This is a genomic window from Blattabacterium cuenoti, from assembly GCF_014252035.1.
Classification (GTDB): Bacteria; Bacteroidota; Bacteroidia; order Flavobacteriales; family Blattabacteriaceae; genus Blattabacterium; species Blattabacterium cuenoti_Z.
The window spans coordinates 562,085-580,065 of sequence record NZ_CP059207.1 but is presented as its reverse complement, the minus strand read 5'-3'; the positions used below and the strand labels follow the sequence as shown (position 1 = coordinate 580,065).

General features: G+C 23.6%; 13 protein-coding genes. 8 read left to right on the top strand and 5 right to left on the bottom strand.

Translation table 11 applies throughout. The features are described from left to right. The first annotated feature begins 35 nt into the window (after nt 1-35). Together clpB and era are read left to right on the top strand one after the other, a co-directional pair. Entirely contained in the window at nt 36-2,642 is a 2,607-nt protein-coding gene (gene clpB / locus H0H49_RS02790) for an ATP-dependent chaperone ClpB (RefSeq protein ID WP_185864431.1), read from the top strand. A gap of 3 nt (nt 2,643-2,645) precedes the next feature. After that, nucleotides 2,646-3,542: a GTPase Era gene (gene era, locus H0H49_RS02785; RefSeq protein WP_185864430.1), complete on the top strand. Its 897-nt coding sequence runs from the start codon at nt 2,646-2,648 to the stop codon at nt 3,540-3,542. Between the two features lie 10 nt (nt 3,543-3,552). On the opposite strand, the gene tyrS is transcribed toward era, so the two are convergent. Together tyrS and H0H49_RS02775 are read right to left on the bottom strand one after the other, a co-directional pair. Continuing rightward, on the bottom strand, nt 3,553-4,824 hold the full coding sequence (tyrS, locus tag H0H49_RS02780; protein ID WP_185864429.1) for a tyrosine--tRNA ligase: 1,272 nt from the start codon (nt 4,822-4,824) through the stop codon (nt 3,553-3,555). A 407-nt stretch (nt 4,825-5,231) separates the two neighbouring features. Next, nucleotides 5,232-6,803 carry a hypothetical protein gene (locus H0H49_RS02775; RefSeq protein WP_185864428.1) on the bottom strand — a complete coding sequence of 524 codons (1,572 nt, stop codon included), beginning with the start codon at nt 6,801-6,803 and terminating at the stop codon, nt 5,232-5,234. A gap of 153 nt (nt 6,804-6,956) precedes the next feature. Between H0H49_RS02775 and H0H49_RS02770 the strand changes: the two genes are divergently transcribed. From H0H49_RS02770 to leuB, 4 genes are read left to right on the top strand one after another with little or no spacing between them, the layout of a single operon-like run. Beyond that, complete coding sequence (locus H0H49_RS02770) at nt 6,957-8,156, top strand: 2-isopropylmalate synthase (RefSeq protein WP_185864427.1); 1,200 nt, start codon at nt 6,957-6,959, stop codon at nt 8,154-8,156. Nucleotides 8,157-8,170: 14 nt separating this feature from the next. Further along, a complete protein-coding gene (gene leuC, locus H0H49_RS02765; protein WP_185864426.1) occupies nt 8,171-9,577 on the top strand; it encodes a 3-isopropylmalate dehydratase large subunit in 1,407 nt (468 codons plus the stop codon). Continuing rightward, nucleotides 9,552-10,148, top strand: coding sequence for a 3-isopropylmalate dehydratase small subunit (gene leuD / locus H0H49_RS02760; RefSeq protein WP_185864425.1), 597 nt, complete (start codon nt 9,552-9,554; stop codon nt 10,146-10,148). Before leuC ends, leuD begins: the two co-directional genes overlap by 26 nt. After that, nucleotides 10,145-11,209, top strand: a complete 1,065-nt coding sequence (gene leuB, locus H0H49_RS02755; protein WP_185864424.1) for a 3-isopropylmalate dehydrogenase — start codon at nt 10,145-10,147, stop codon at nt 11,207-11,209. The genes leuD and leuB overlap by 4 nt, the downstream gene beginning before the upstream one ends. Here leuB and H0H49_RS02750 read toward each other — a convergent pair. Both H0H49_RS02750 and H0H49_RS02745 read right to left on the bottom strand, forming a co-directional pair. Then, nucleotides 11,203-13,941, bottom strand: a complete 2,739-nt coding sequence (locus H0H49_RS02750) for a PD-(D/E)XK nuclease family protein (protein WP_185864423.1) — start codon at nt 13,939-13,941, stop codon at nt 11,203-11,205. The two genes, leuB and H0H49_RS02750, sit on opposite strands and share 7 nt — an antisense overlap. After that, nucleotides 13,925-14,923 carry a bifunctional riboflavin kinase/FAD synthetase gene (locus H0H49_RS02745; protein ID WP_317168696.1) on the bottom strand — a complete coding sequence of 333 codons (999 nt, stop codon included), beginning with the start codon at nt 14,921-14,923 and terminating at the stop codon, nt 13,925-13,927. The genes H0H49_RS02750 and H0H49_RS02745 overlap by 17 nt, the downstream gene beginning before the upstream one ends. Before the next feature lie 60 nt (nt 14,924-14,983). Between H0H49_RS02745 and atpD the strand changes: the two genes are divergently transcribed. Together atpD and H0H49_RS02735 are read left to right on the top strand one after the other, a co-directional pair. Next, a complete protein-coding gene (gene atpD / locus H0H49_RS02740; protein WP_185864422.1) occupies nt 14,984-16,510 on the top strand; it encodes a F0F1 ATP synthase subunit beta in 1,527 nt (508 codons plus the stop codon). 8 nt (nt 16,511-16,518) lie between these two features. Then, the gene (locus H0H49_RS02735) at nt 16,519-16,758 is read left to right on the top strand and encodes a FoF1 ATP synthase subunit delta/epsilon (RefSeq protein ID WP_185864421.1); all 240 of its coding nucleotides are present in this window, start codon (nt 16,519-16,521) and stop codon (nt 16,756-16,758) included. On the opposite strand, the gene pdxA is transcribed toward H0H49_RS02735, so the two are convergent. Next, nucleotides 16,753-17,775, bottom strand: coding sequence for a 4-hydroxythreonine-4-phosphate dehydrogenase PdxA (pdxA, locus tag H0H49_RS02730; RefSeq protein ID WP_185864420.1), 1,023 nt, complete (start codon nt 17,773-17,775; stop codon nt 16,753-16,755). The genes H0H49_RS02735 and pdxA overlap by 6 nt on opposite strands. Between the last annotated feature and the right edge of the window lie 206 nt (nt 17,776-17,981).

Genomic DNA, 17,981 nt, shown 5'->3' with positions numbered 1-17,981 from the left:
AATAAATAATATATTTCTCAATAAACAAATTTTATATGAATTCTAAAAAGTTTACTATAAAATCTCAAGAGATAATACAAGAAGCACAACGTATTGCACTAGAAAATCAACAACAAGCTATTGATACGGCGCATATTCTGAAATCAATATTATATAATGAAAATAATATAATACCATTTATATTAAATAAGTTAAAAGTTTCTAGAGAATCCATAATAATTGGATTAAATAGAATAATATCTACCTATCCAAAAGTGATCAGTAATACTTTTACTCAACATATTAGTTATAACGTTACAAAAATTTTAAATATAGCAGAAAAATATGCTAAATCGTTAAAAGATGAATTTATTTCTGTAGAACATATTTTTTATGGAATATTCATGTGTGATGATTCTACTTCAAAATTGTTAAAAGATCAAGGAATAAAAGAAAAATTAATAAAGGAAATTATTGATGATCTTAGAAAAAAAAGTGGAAACGTTATTTCTTCTACAGCAGAAAGTAATTATAATGCTTTAGAAAAGTATGCAAAAAACCTTAATGAATGGGCATCTAATGGTAAATTAGATCCAGTAATTGGACGTGATGAAGAAATACGTAGAGTATTACAAATATTATCTAGAAGAACGAAAAATAATCCCATATTAATTGGGGAACCAGGTGTAGGTAAAACTGCTATTGCTGAAGGACTTGCGCACCGTATTATTAGTGGAGATATTCCAGATAATCTAAAAAATAAAAAAGTATTTTCATTGGACATGGCTGCTTTAATAGCAGGAGCTAAATATAAAGGAGAGTTTGAAGAACGTCTTAAATCTGTTGTAAAGGAAGTTTCATCATCAAATGGAGAAATTATTTTATTTATAGATGAAATACATACGTTAGTTGGAGCAGGGGGTGGTGAAGGTGCTATGGATGCTGCAAATATTTTAAAACCAGCATTAGCAAAAGGTGAACTTAGAGCAATAGGAGCTACGACTTTAAATGAATATCAAAAATATTTTAGAATAGATAAAGCTTTGGAAAGAAGGTTTCAACAAGTTTATATTGATGAACCATCTATAAATGATACTATATCTATTTTACGTGGAATTAAAGATAAATATGAAAGTCATCATAAAGTAAGAATTAAAGATGAATCAATTATAGCAGCGGTTGAACTATCTAAACGTTATATTAACGAAAGATTTTTACCTGATAAAGCTATTGATTTAATAGATGAAGCTGCTTCTAAATTAAGGATGGAAATCAATTCTAAACCGGAAGAACTAGATGTTTTACACAGAAAAATTATGCATATGGAAATACAAATAGAAGCATTAAAAAGAGAGAATGATGAACAACAATTGGTTCCATTAAAAAAGGAATTATATAAATTAAATGAGAAAAGAATACAGTTACAAGCTCAGTGGCAAAGTGAAAAAGATTTAGTAGAAGGAATACAACGAGCTAAAGATAAGATAGAAAATTTTAAGTTTGAAGCAGAACAAGCAGAAAGGTTAGGAGATTATGGAAAAGTAGCAGAACTAAGATATGGAAAAATTAAAGAGGAACAAAATAAAGTTAAATTACTAGAAAACGAATTAAAAAAACAAGGTGACAAAGGAAAAAGAATGATACAAGAAGAAGTTTCTAGAGAAGAAATTGCACAAGTAGTATCTAAATGGACAGGAATACCGATTACTAAAATGCTTCAAAGTGAAAAAGAAAAATTATTATTTCTAGAAAAAGAATTGCATAAAAGAGTAGTAGGACAAAATGATGCTATACAATCTGTAGCAAATACAATAAGACGTTCTAAAGCTGGATTACAAGATGAGAAAAAACCTATAGGTTCTTTTCTTTTTATGGGAAGTACAGGAGTGGGAAAAACAGAATTAGCTAAAACATTAGCGGAATATTTATTTGATGATGAAAATAATATGGTTAGAATAGATATGAGTGAGTATCAAGAACGTCATTCTATAAGTAGACTAATAGGCGCTCCTCCTGGATACGTCGGATATGATGAAAGTGGTCAATTAACAGAATCTATACGAAGACGACCGTATAGCGTTATTCTTTTGGATGAAATAGAAAAAGCTCATTCTGATGTTTTTAACGTTCTTTTACAAGTTTTAGATGATGGAAGATTAACTGATAATAAAGGAAGAACTGTTAATTTTACAAATACTATTATTATTATGACTTCTAATGTAGGTTCAGAGATTATACAGGAAAATTTAGATCAAGAAGTTTCTTATAATAGAATAGATGCTATAAAAAAAACTTTAATAGATTTACTGAAAAATATAGTAAGACCTGAATTTATTAATCGTATTGATGAAATAATATTATTTAAACCTCTTTCTAGAAAAGAAATTATGGATATTGTAAAATTACAAATGAAAAAACTTGAAAAGTTATTATCCAGAAATAATATTAGTATAGAGTATACCAACGAAGCTATAGCATATTTATCGGAAAAAGGGTACGATCCACATTTTGGTGCTAGACCATTAAAAAGAGTAATTCAACATGACATTCTAAATAGTTTATCTAAAGAGATTATTAAAGGAAGTATTCAAAAAAATCATAATATTCTAATAGATTTTTTTAAAGAACAAGGAATTGTATTTATAAAATCAGAAAAAAAATAAATAATGAGTTCTTCTTATAAATCTGGTTTTGTTAATATTATAGGGTTCCCTAATTCAGGAAAATCTACATTAATAAATTCCATTATTGGTGAAAAAATATCTATAATAACATACAAACCACAGACAACTAGACATAGAATATTAGGTATATTCAATCAACCATATATTCAAATTGTATTTTCTGATACGCCTGGTATAATAATGCATCCTATAGGTTTAATACAAAAAATAATGATGCAATATGTGAAAAAATCTTTAGAAGATGCAGATATTATATTATTTACTACAGAAATAGGCAGGAAAGAAACTATTCCTCCTAACATTAATAAATGTTTATTTTTTCAAAAAAAACCCATTATAATTTTAATTAATAAGATAGATAAAATAGGAATAAAATGTAGAGAAAACATATTGTATGACACAATAGAATACTGGAATAAAATATTTCCAAAGTCAGAAATACTACCAATATCAGCATTAAAAAAAATAAATGAAGATTTATTAATCAATAAAATTATAACTTTTTTATCTGAGCATCCACCTTATTATCCCAATGATATTTTTAGTAATAAATCAGAGCGTTTTTTTGTTAGTGAAATCATAAGAGAAAATATATTTATTTTTTACAGAAAAGAAATACCTTATTGTACAGAAATACAAACAGAATTATTCAAAGAATATAATAATTTTATCTATATAAGATCCACTATATATGTAGAAAGAAATTCTCAAAAAGGAATATTAATTGGAGAAAAAGGAAAATCTATAAAAAAATTAGAATATTATTCTGTTATGGATATAGAATCTTTTTTTAAAAAAAAAGTCCAATTATTTTTGAATGTAAAAATTTGTAAAAATTGGCGATATGATTACAATAAATTAAAGAATTTTGGTTATTAAAATCTATTTTTTAATCTATTTTTAGAATGAAAAATTCTTTTTTACCAAATTGAAATATAATATATTTTTTACATATTATATTATTTTTTGTAAGTATTATATTTTCTTTTATAATTTTTTTATTTAAAAGTATCGAATTTGCTTTCATTGCACGATAAGATTCACTTTTAGAAGTAAAAAATCCTGAATGTTTTAGTATATCTAGTATGAAGATTCCTTTTTTAAATTCTATATAAGATAAAAACATATGTGGAATATTTTCATATATCATCATGAAATATTTTTCATCTAATAGTTCTAAGTTGATTTCATTAAATAAAATGTTTGATATTTTCATTATTGTTTTGGATGATTCATATCCATGAACCCATTCAGTTAGATAAAAAGCCAACTTTTTTTGTAGTATTCTTTTGCTTGGATCTTTTTTATGATTTAAAATCAAATTATCTATCACTTCTTTAGATAAAAATGTATATATTTTTATATACCTCTCAACATTTTCATCGGAAACGTTCATGAAAAATTGATAAAATTTATATGGAGATGTTTTATTTTTGTCTAACCATATGTTATTTCCATTATGACTTTTTCCAAATTTTTCTCCATTAGGTTTCGTTATCAATGGAAAAGTAAAACCATATACTTTTTTACCAGTTTTTCTTTTAATAAGTTCTATACCTGTAGTAATATTACCCCATTGATCAGATCCTCCTATTTGAATCTGACAATTTTTTACTTCGTTCAAATATAAAAAATCATATCCTTGTATAAGAGAATAGGAAAATTCAGTAAATGAAATTCCATTTTTATTATTTTTCATTCGTTTTTTTACAGAATCTTTAGACATTAAATAATTAACTGTAAAAAATTTTCCTATTTCACGAATAAATTCTAAGAAATAAAGATTTTTTATCCAATTGATATTATTCAATAATTCTATTCCTTCTGAATGATCCTTAATAAGTCTTATTATTTGATTTTTTATAGATTTTGCGTTATCATGCAGTTTTTCTCTTTTAAGAAAAATTCTACTTTCATCTTTTTCAGATGGATCTCCTATGAATCCTGTAGCTTCACCAATTAATATTAACGATTGATGCCCCATTTTTTGAAAGTGAATTAACACAATAATAGGAAGTAAATTTCCCAAATGTAAAGAATCTGAGGTGGGATCAAAACCTGTATATATGGTAGTAGGTTTTTTCACTTGATTTTCAATACCAGGAACTTTATTTTGTATTAACCCTCTCCATAAAAGATCATTAATGATGTTTTTTTGCATTTAAAATGTTAATTGTGTAATATTTATTGTTATGACGAAAAATAATATAATATATTATATTTGTACTTGTATTATTGGTTTAATTCATATAATTTTTGGAATTCTTAGAAAAGAATATTTTATATTGAAAATATATATGTACTTATTTTCTATAAATAGTATTTTTATTTTTTTATTTTTTTTCTGGACAAAAATATATACAAAAAAAACGTATATAATAAAATATATATATTATTCTTTTATTAAATTATTTATTTTCGTTTTATTATTTTTTTATTTATTGAATAATGATCATATTCAAACTATATCATATACAGCAAAAATTTACCTTATAAATTTCATATTTTCATATTTTATTATTTTGTTTTTTAATGTTTTGTTTATCATTACAAAATGATGGAACATTATTATTTACAATTTTCATTCATTTTATTTTTTATAAATTTTTCCTTGATGATTAATTCTATAGATTTATTTTCTATTTTAGAATTTATCCATGATATAATATCTAAATATAAAAAGGTTCTTTTTTCATAAGGATGATCATAATATTTTATCAATTTTTCTTTTAACTTTTTAAATTGATTTTTTATTTGGTGAGGATAAACATTACCTAAATTTTTAAAGAAAAAAATTATTTTTTTTTGTACTATATACCAATCATCCATTTGGATAAAAAATTTATACGCAGATTTAATTTTTTGATCCATATTTTCGTCTAATCCACTTTCATAACAGGCGATTAAATGTAGTAAACGAGCAGAACATTGTAAATCTTTTCTGATATTTTTCTTTTTATTTGCCATTATTTTCAATAAGTATCGAATAGCATTATCATTGTCTCCGCTACCAAAATACAAACAAGCTATTTTATAATAGAGAACCATAATATAATGATAATCCAAATAATTATAAATCTTATTAAAATTTGAAAATAATGATGGTATAATATTTTTTACTCCTTCTGAAAAATTACCCTCCATATAATGTTTATTAATACGATTGGAATATGTATACATAAAGATTAATATTCTCGTATTTCCATTAATCATTATTTCTCCATTTTTTACTTCATTTTCAAATTGTTGAAAAATATCAGTGAATTTATAATAATGATTCAAATAAAATAAGGTATTTAGTAAATAATGATAACCTTTTAAATAACTAACAGGAGCTATTTTTTTCGCTTTTCTATTATTTTTAAATAATTCTACCCATTTATAAGATGATCTATAACACATTATAAAATCTTGTCTGATAAAATGATACCAAACTTGTGCTTGGTATAAAAATAACTTTTCATAAAAACTAATATTTTCGATATTAAATTTTGGAAGATTAGTTCTAAAATAAGTTTCTATAAAGATTTTATCTTTATCATTTCTTACATAACCTACTTTTAGGTATAAACCATACAATTCTAGAGAAAGATTTGATAATGCATTATTACATTGAACTCTTTCTACTAATTCTTTAGACTCTGCAGATAATTCTACAGATCTTGAACATAAACTTCTAGTAATATGTTGAGATTCTATCATTTTTTCAAATTCAATCAATTCTAATAAAATAGTATTGAATTCGAAAGATCTAGCAATAATTTTTGCTTTTTCTAAAAATTTTAAACTTTGTATATATAAACCTTTATTATATAATATTTGAGCAAAATCTAAATATTCACGTATTTGAATTTCATGGTTTTTTTTGTTAGTTTCTTGCAATTTCAAGCTTATCAATATTTGTTTATATAAATGAGCTTTTATATTAGAAAATTGTACTTTACTTATAATTGTATTTTCTAATATTTTTTTTTCATTATAAAAATTCATTTTGCTCATAATATGAAATAGTTTCATAAATTTTGAATTCTTATTTTTTTTGATACGGTTAACATAAATATTAAAATTTATTTTTTCTGATTTAGATAAAGTTTGAATGAGAAGAAACAAATGATCCGATTTATTATAATAATTTGACATTGTAATAATATAATAGTATTTGAATTGATAGATAGAAAAATATACAATAATTTAAATTATTGGATATTGTAAATGTTGATAGAATGTATTTCTATTTTTTTTTGGGAAAAAATAGTTTTGTTTTGGAATTATAAAATAATCCAGTTATAGTATATGGAAAATAAAAAAATACAAATTTTCGATACAACCTTAAGAGATGGTGAACAAGTTCCAGGTTGTAAATTAAATACAAAAGAAAAAGTAAAAATAGCTAAAAAATTAGAAGATTTAGGTGTTGATATTATAGAAGCTGGATTTCCAACTTCAAGTCCTGGAGATTATCAATCTGTTGAACAGATTAGTAAATCAGTATCAAATTCAATAGTATGTGCATTATCTAGAGCTGTTGAAAAAGATATAGAATTAGCTGGTAATGCATTAAAAAATGCTAAAAGACCAAGAATTCACACAGGGATAGGGACATCAAATTGTCATATTCGTTATAAATTTAATAGTACTCCGGAAAAAATAATAGAAATAGCTAATCTTTCTGTAAAATTTGCAAAAAGATTTGTAGAGGATGTAGAATTTTATGCTGAAGATGCAGGTCGTACAGAAAATGAATTTCTAGCAAAAGTATGTGAAAATGTAATAAAAAGTGGAGCAACAGTAATCAATATACCTGATACTACGGGTTATTGTTTACCACAAGAATACGGAGAAAAAATACGTTTTTTAAAAGAAAATGTCAAAAATATTCATAAAATTACATTATCTACTCACTGTCATAATGATTTAGGATTAGCTACAGCTAATTCTCTATTTGGTATAATCAATGGAGCTCAACAAGTTGAATGTACTATTAATGGTATAGGAGAAAGAGCTGGAAATACTTCTTTAGAAGAAATTGTAATGATAATTAAACAAAATCCACATTTAAATTTATTTACTAATATTAATACAAAATTAATTTCTTCTATTAGTTGTTTAGTATCCGATTGTACAGGAATGAAAGTGCAGGCCAATAAAGCTATTGTAGGAGTAAATGCATTTTCTCATTCATCTGGTATTCATCAAGATGGTGTTATAAAAAACAGAGAAACTTATGAGATTATTAATCCTGAAGATGTTGGAATAAATGAATCTTCAATTATTCTAACAGCTAGAAGTGGAAGAGCTGCTTTAGCATATCGTTATAAAAAACTAGGATATTCTTTGAATAAAAGATCTTTAGACTTAGTTTATTCTATATTTCTTAATCATGCAGATAAAAAAAAGGAAATTACTGATCAAGAACTAAAAATTATATTAAATAAAGCTAATTTAAATAGTAAACTATTACATTCTAGTAGAAGAATAATAAATGTTGTGTAAAAAAAAATAAAAATATGTCAAGGTCATTGTTTGATAAAATATGGGACTATCATACAGTAAAAAAATTAGAAAATAAAATAGACGTACTTTATATTGATAGACATTATATACATGAAGTAACAAGTCCACAAGCTTTTTTAGAATTAAAAAAAAGAAATCTTACTATTTTCAGACCTAAAAAAATAATAGGAACAGTAGATCATAATGTTCCTACTATCAATCAACATTTACCTATATCAGATTTTTTATCTAGAAAACAAATAAATACATTAACAAAAAATTGTAAAAATTTTGGTATCAAATTATATGAATTAGGAAATCCATACAATGGAATTGTTCATGTCATTGGACCAGAATTGGGCCATACCATACCAGGTATGACAATAGTTTGTGGCGATAGTCATACTTCCACTCACGGAGCTTTTGGATGTATCGCGTTTGGAATTGGAACTAGTCAAGTTAGTATGGTAATGGCTAGTCAATGTTTATTACTTTCAAAACCGAAACAGATGAGAATTAAAATAAATGGAGATTTAAGAAAAGGAGTATCTCCAAAAGATGTTATTTTATATATAATATCGAAACTTGGAGTGGATGCAGGTATTGGATATTTTATAGAATATTCTGGTTCTACTATAGAAAAAATGACTATGGAAGGAAGAATGACTATTTGTAATATGAGTATTGAAATGGGAGCAAAGGGGGGGTTGATTGCTCCAGACGAAGTCACTTTTAACTATGTTAAAAACAGTAAAAATTTTTTAAATCATGATTTAAAAAGTCAATCAAAATTGATAAAGTATTGGAAATATTTGAAAACAGATGAAGAAAAAATTTTTGATAAAGAATATTCATTAATAGCTGAGGATATAGAACCTATGATTACCTATGGGACAAATCCTGGGACTGCTATTAAAATAACAGAATCTATTCCATTTGAAAATGTAGATAATAAATCTTTAGATTACATGGGATTCCGTAAAGGAGAATCATTAATAGGAAAAATGATTGATTACATTTTTATAGGAAGTTGTACTAATTCTAGAATAGAAGATTTGAGATTGGCTGCTATTGCTATAAAAGGAAAGAAAAAGTCTAGCAATATAAAAAGAGCTATGGTAGTACCAGGTTCTAATCAAGTATTAAAAAAAGCTAAAGAAGAAGGTTTAGATAAAATATTTAAAGAAGCAGGATTTGAATTTAGACAACCAGGATGTTCTGCTTGTTTAGCTATGAATGAAGATAAAATACCTACTGGTAAATATTGTGTTTCTACATCTAATAGAAATTTTGAAGGTAGACAGGGTCCTGGTTCTCGAACTTTGCTTGCAAGTCCTTTAACAGCATCAATTATTGCTATTGAAGGAAAAATTGTTGATATAAATCAATATATTTATGAAAAAATTTACAACATTGATTAGTTGTGTAATACCATTACACGTTGAAGATATAGATACAGATCAGATTATTCCATCTAGATTTTTAAAGGAAGTAAAACGAGAAGAATTAGGAAAAAATCTTTTTAAAGATTGGCGTTACAATAATGATGGATCATTAAATAAATATTTTATATTAAATAACCGAAATTTTTCTGGAAAAATTCTTTTAACTGGAAGAAATTTTGGTTGTGGTTCAAGTAGGGAACATGCTGTTTGGAGTATATTAGATTATGGATTTAAAGTTGTAATATCTAGTTATTTTGCTGATATCTTTAAAGAAAATGCACTAAATAATGGACTACTTACTGTAGAAGTATCTAATAATTTTCTTCAAAAATTATTTTTTCTCATTGAAAAAAAACCAAAAACAAAAATAAAAGTAGATTTACTTAATCAAAAAATTTTCATACAAAGTACAGAAGAATTTGAAGAATTTTATATTCATCCATATAGAAAAAAATGTTTTATAAACGGTTATGATGATATAGACTTTCTAGTTTCTATTAAAAAAGAAATAGAAATTTTTGAAAAAAAAATTTGTTTTCAACAATGAAAAAAAATATTACTGTGATAGAAGGAGATGGAATTGGTCCTGAAATTATGAAACAAACAATTAAAATTTTAAACGCTATAGAAAAAAAATATCATCATGAATTTTTTTATGAAATGGCTATGGCTGGATTTATAGCTATGAAAAAATTTGGAGATCCAATGCCAAAAAAAACAATAGATAGTTGTTTAAAATCAAATGCAATTTTATTTGGTTGTATTGGAGATCCTGATGGAGATAAATATTTAACTGGAATGCGTCCTGAAGATGGTTTATTAAAAATTAGAAAAGAAATGGGATTATATTGCAATATTCGACCTATAATATCTTACCCAAAAGTAATTAATAAATCACCCATAAAAAATAATTTATTAGATAAAGTTAATTTTATAATATATAGAGAATTAACAGGAGGAATTTATTTTGGTAAAAAAGGTCGTTCTAAAAATGGAGAATCTGCCTATGATCATTGTTTATATTCAAAAAAAGAAATAAGAAGAATAGGAAAATTAGCTTTGCAAGCGGCTAATAGTAGAAATAAAAAATTAACGGTAGTTGACAAAGCTAATGTACTAGAAACTTCTAGATTATGGCGTGAAGTAATTCATGAAATATCATTTGATTATCCTGATGTTATTTTAGAATTTTTATACATAGATAATGCAGCTATGCAAATTATTTTCAATCCTAAAAAATTTGATGTTATTTTAACAGATAATATGTTTGGTGATATTCTTTCTGATGAATCAAGTGTTATCGCAGGATCTTTAGGTCTACTACCTTCCGCTTCTATAGGAAATAAAACTCCTATTTTTGAACCTATACATGGATCTTATCCAGAAGCAAAAGGAAAAAATATAGCTAATCCTTTAGGATCAATACTTTCATCTGCAATGATGTTGGAATATTTTGGTTTATATGAAGAAAAAAAAATTATAGAAAAAGCTGTCAGTGATTCTATCGAAAAAAATGTATGTACACAGGATATTATTGAAGGACATATAACACCATCAACTACTGATGAAGTAGGGAGTTACATAGAAAAGTATATATTGAATCAATAATTTTTTTGCAAATTCTCTATAATTGGTATTTCTGGGTTTATAATTTCTGATATTCTATTTATAAGAAATGGAAGGAAATTTTTTATGTAATCATTATATGTTATATTTTTTTTTATTTCTTTATCATGATCATAAAAAAAATTAATAGGAACATATGTAACAGAATTATATTCATTTTTATCTGGAGATACAATTCCTATTGTTGTTGTAGTAGGACTATTGATATCATAAGATTTAAAATAAATATATAAATATATCAGTAGTTGCATCACATTAGAATAATAAGTATTACTAAAAATATTTTCTATATCAGATAATAAAATGTTCATTTCTTTTTTTTTAGAAAATCCTATTTTATAGTCAATTATACGAATTTCCCCATTATACTCATCTATACGATCTATAATTCCATGTAATTTTACTTTCTTTAGTCTAATATTTAGTATTGTGGAAATATTGCATTCAATTTCTTTAATAAATATTCTATGTCCATTTTTAACATTTTTTTCATCCAAAGAAACAAAATTATCTACATAATTTTTAATTATGCGGTAATATAAAAGAATTTCACTCTCTGTAAGAGGATAATTGTTATCCTTTTGATAGAAAATTTTTTTTATGATACATTCAGATTTATTTCTAATTTCCGATTGTATTAAATCTAATGTCATTAATTTTCCCTTCAATGGAAGATAAAGCATTTCTAATGCTTGATGAATTATTTTTCCTATTTTTTGTTTTATAGAAGTTTTTTCTAAATAATTCACTCCTAGTATTTTTTTGTAATAAAATAATATAGGATTATAATTGTATAAGTAAATTGAAGAAGGAGAAAATCCTTGATAAGATAATCTATCTAATATTTTAATTATAGATTTTGTTTTTTTAATTATGATAGGTTTCGCATGAAAATTATTTTTTGGAATAAAAGGAAAATTTTTTTGTTTTATTGAAATATTAGAAATTCTTTCTATCTGGTGAATAAAACGACTTTTTTCTCCTGAATTTAATTCATCAGATTGATTTTTGTATGTCAAAAATATTTTTTTAGAAGAACGTAAAATATTTATAAAATAATAAAAATAGTAATTTTCATTATTATGATCAATACCTAATTTTTTACGAATATCAAATGGAATAAAAGAATAATTATTTTTTCTATTATAACTTGGAATTATACCTTCATTAAAAGAAGTGACAATTGTTGTATCAAAATTATCAAAAAAAATATCCATAAAACCTGTTATTGTTATACTACATAATTCATTATTTTTTTTACCGTTTTTTACATATTGATAACGTATTTTTTCTGTATTTATAAATTGTTCATAATAAGTAAAAATATCTTTTATTCCGAAAAACAAATTTTTTTTTCTTCTAAATATTATTTTTATTTTTTGTATATAATTTTCTAAATTAGATAGAAATTGATATTCTACAATATATGTTATTTTTTCTTTCAAAAAGTTTTTCATTTTTCTAATGAAAAAAAGAATATTAGTAAATATTTTTTTACTATCATTATCCTGAATTTCGAATATAAAACGTAAATCATTATTTGATAGATATTTGTTAATTATATCATTTTTTGAAATAAAATTTGATTTATTTTCTTCTTTATTCAAAATTTTTAACAAGTAATCTTTCTGAAAAAAGAACTTTTTTATATATACATCTGATAATAATCTTATCACATCTTTTTTATTAAACTCTTGATACTTGTTTTTTTTTAATAATAATTGAAATATTGAATAAATAGTATAATGAATAGAAATCATTTTTAATGGATAATCTATATTAATAGAAATATTTGAATATTTTCTATTGATAGAATAGAATAGAGGAGTGAATAAATATTTATCTCCAAGAACTATAAGAATTTTATTTTTGTATATTTTTTTACTTTCTATTATATCTTCTATAATTTTTACTTGTTCTATTTCCTTTGAAACACTAATTACTTCTAAATTATCTAATTTATTCTTTTCTTTTTTTAATATTAGAAAATAATTTTTTTCTATGAATTTATTATTATCTACAGCAGATATATCATATATGAGTCCCTGATTAAATTGAGTTATTTTATTTAATAAATGTTTTATAGTATATTTTTTATATATAAGATTTTCAATAAAAAATAAAACAATAATTGTATCAGCATTTTTATAAAAAAAATGATCTAAATATTGATTATTTATTATCAATAATTTAAATATCATTTCTTTATAAGCAAATCCTCTTTTTAAGAGTTCAGATTGTAAAATATTATAATATTCATAAATTTTTTCCCAATAAAGAAAATTATTTTTTTCCTTTAAAAATGGAATATTTGGATTCCATTTTTTTATTTTTTCTGTAGAAATCATTGAAGAAAAAAATTTTTCTTTATCCATTATTTCATAATCTATAATTTTAAAATCATTTAAAATCTTAGGGCCCCATCTTAAATAAGAACTGAATTTATTTTCTACTTTATTATTAAGTGAATAAAATAAATAAAGAAGCAAATAGTTATTATCTACAATATGTAGACCTGAAACAATTTCTAAAAATTTTTCTATTCTAAGAAATGAAACATAAGTATTATCTATTGTAGATTGATATTTATTTTTAATATATTCTATAATTGGATTATTAATAGATGTTAATATCAATTTTTTTCTTTTTGTATTGTTATTTATTTTTTTGTTAAATAATAAATTTCTTATTATTTGATCAATTTTTCTCTTCATAAGAAAAAAAATTTTTAATATTTATTTCATCCTTTTGAATTTGTTTTTTCAATTCTTGAATAGATGAAAATTTTTTTTCATTTCGTATAATATTGATAATAAATATATCTATTTTATTTCCATAAATATTTTTAGAAAAATTGAAAATATGCACTTCTATTTTTATTTTTTTATTTTTTTTATTTATAGTAGGATTAAATCCTATATTTAACATTCCTTTGTAAATATTATTTAAGTAATTTATTTTTACTGCATATACTCCATTTTTTGGGATCAGTTTTTCTGGTGAGTCTATCTTAATATTAGCTGTTGGAAATTTGATTATAGATTTTCCTATTCCTTTCCCCTTTACAACATATCCAGATATAGTATAAAAATAACCTAAAGCTTTATTGGCATATTTTATATTTCCTAGTAATAGAGATTTTCGTATATTAGTAGAACTTATTATTTTAGTTTTTAATTTACAAGGATATATCTTATATATATTAAATCCATAAACATAAGAAAGTTTTTTTAATTTATTATATGAACCATATCTATTTCTACCAATATGAGAATCATATCCAATAATTATTTCTTTAATTTTAAATTGCAAAATATTGAAAAAATCTTTAGTACTTAATTTTGAAAATTTTAATGTAAAAGGTTGAATAATTAAATGTTTTATTCCTATTTTTCTTAAGTTTTTTATTTTTTCAGATAAAGTATTCAAATACAATAAATTTTTTTTAGGATTTAATATTTTTCTTGGATGAGGATCAAAGGTTAATAAAACAGGAGTATATTTTTTATAAGATCTATGAAGTAAATGTTTAATTATTTTTTTATGTCCAATATGAACTCCATCAAAAACTCCAAGTGTAAAAACACAAGGAGAAAAAGAGGAAAATTCATCAATTGATGAATAAATTTTCAAAATTTTATATTTATTCTCTATACATTTATGATAGTAAAGATACTTATAATTATTATGAATCATCAATACTTACTTTACTTAAAATAAATGTTAAAAGTGAACATTTTCTAAATGATTGACGTCATGAAAAAAAAAAATAAATTAAAAGGTATCATAAATAAAATTATAGGTCCTGTAATTGACGTATCTTTTAAAGATTCTAGTGTTAGTAACGGTCTTCCTAATATTTATGATGCATTGGAAGTAAATTTTGAGAACGATAATAAAAAAATCATTTTAGAAGTTCAACAACATATTGGAGATAAAAAAGTTCGTTGTATTTCTATGGAAGAAACAGATGGTTTAAAAAGAGGACAGGAAGTATATGCATTGAATCATCCGATAAGTATTCCCATAGGAGAATCGATTAATGGAAGAGTATTTAATGTATTAGGGGATTGTATAGATGGACTAGGGAATATAGATAAGTCTGTAACTAGATCTATTCATAATAATCCACCAACTTTTGAAAATTTATCTACAGAAACAGAAATTCTTTATACAGGTATTAAGGTAATAGATTTAATAGAGCCTTATCCAAAGGGTGGTAAAATTGGATTATTTGGAGGAGCAGGAGTTGGAAAAACAGTATTGATCCAAGAATTAATTAATAATGTAGCAAAATGTCATGGAGGTAAATCTGTATTCGCAGGTGTAGGAGAACGATCTAGAGAAGGGAATGATTTATTACGAGAAATGTTAGAATCTGGAATTATTCAATATGGAGAAGATTTTCTAAAATCTATGAGAATGGGGAACTGGGATATTAATAAAGTAGATAAAGAATCTTTGAAAAAATCTAAAGCTGCTTTTGTATTTGGACAAATGAATGAATCTCCTGGAGCTAGAGCTAGAGTTGCTTTGTCTGGTTTAACATTAGCGGAATATTATAGGGATCAATATATAGATGGTAAAAAAGGACAAGATGTTCTATTTTTTATAGATAATATTTTCCGTTTTACTCAAGCTGGATCTGAAATGTCTGCTTTATTAGGAAGAATTCCGTCTTCAGTAGGATATCAACCTACTTTATCATCTGAAATGGGTGCTATGCAAGAAAGGATTACATCAACAAAAAACGGCTCTATTACTTCAGTACAAGCAGTTTATGTACCTGCAGATGATTTAACAGATCCTGCTCCCGCAGTTACATTTTCTCATTTAGATGCTACGACTGTTCTTTCAAGAAAAATTGCATCTTTGGGGATTTACCCTGCAATCGATCCATTAGATTCTACTTCCAGAATTTTATCTCCAGATATAATAGATAAAAGTCATTATGAATGTGCACAACGTGTGAAAAGAATTTTACAAAAGTATAACTCTTTGCAGGATATTATAGCAATTTTAGGAATTGAAGAATTAAATGAAGAAGATAAATTGACTGTTTATAGAGCAAGACGTGTTCAACGATTTTTATCTCAGCCATTTCATGTAGCAAAACAATTTACAGGAATTGAAGGGAAATTTGTAAATATCGAAGATACTATTAAAGGATTTAATATGATCATAAATGGAGAATTAGATCATATTCCAGAAACTGCTTTTAATTTAAAAGGTACTATAGAAGAAGTGATAAGTTATGGAAAATATATGTTAAATAATAAATAATTATTGTTATGGAAGTGAAAGTTATAAATAATAAAAGAGTTTTATATCAAGGATATATTTATTCACTCATAGCACCTGGATTTAATGGTTATTTTCAAATATTAAAAAACCATGCTCCTTTCATTTCCATATTAAAAAATGGATTTTTAAAACTATTAATAAATAATATGAATGAGAATAAAAAAATAAAGATAAAAGAAGAAGGATTATTACAAGTAAAAAAAAATAAGGTTATTGTTATTTTATAAAAGTTTTATATGTTCTTTTCTATTATTGAATATTTTTATGGCACTGAAAATAGCTTTCTCAAATGATTTTTCGTTAGCTATTCCTTTTTTTGCAATATCATATGCTACACCATGATCTGGAGAAGTTCGTATGTTAGGTAAACCTGCAGTGAAATTAACTCCTTCATTAAATGTTAATGTTTTAAAAGGAATTAAACCTTGATCATGATACATTGATAAAATAGCATCAAAATTACGATAATTTTGATTTCCAAAAAATCCGTCTGAAGAATAAGGTCCAAATATTAACCATCCTTTTTTTTGAAACAAATTTTCTATAGCTGGTTTTATTTTTTTTTTTTCTTCATTTCCTATTAATCCATTATCTCCAGAATGAGGATTTAAATTTAAAACGGCAATTTTAGGTTTATTTATAGAAAAATCAATGATGAGAGATTCATATAAAATTTTAATTGATTTTATTATTTTATTTATAGTCAATTCTGAATTGACTTTATTTAATGGAATATGATTAGTTACTAGAGCTATTTTTAATAAATCATGAATCATTATCATTAATGATTCTCCTCCCAGAATATTTTGTAAATATTCCGTATGTCCGAAAAAGTAGGGGGATTGAAAGTTCATAAATTTTTTATTTACAGGAGATGTAACAAGAACATCTATTTTTCCTTCTTTTAAAGTATTTACAGCTTTTTCTAAAGATAATAAAGAATATTTTCCAGATTCAGGATTTATTTTTATTGATTCAAATTTTATATTTTCTTCCCATACATTAAAAATATTAATTTTATAATCAGTAATATCCTTAAAATTTTTAACTTCCTTTATATTACTGATTTTTATATTCAATATTTTTTGATAATAATAGCATAATTCAGTAGATCCGAACAATACTGGTGTAAAAAAATCTAAAATATTTTTTTTTCTACAAACTTTCAAGAAAATTTCCATTCCAATTCCATTGATGTCACCAGTAGTAATTCCTACTTTAATTTTTTTTTTACAATTCTTCATAAAATAAGAAAAATTTGTTTAGTATTCTTTGTATTATATTACTGTAATTATGGAATTTTTATGTAAACTATTAATAATAATTTGATAAAATTGATAAAAAAGTTTAATGATTATTATTAAAAAATTATTAATTAAATATTATATGTACAACATATTGATATGTTTTACTAATAAATTAATCAAATAAAAATAGTAATAAATATAAA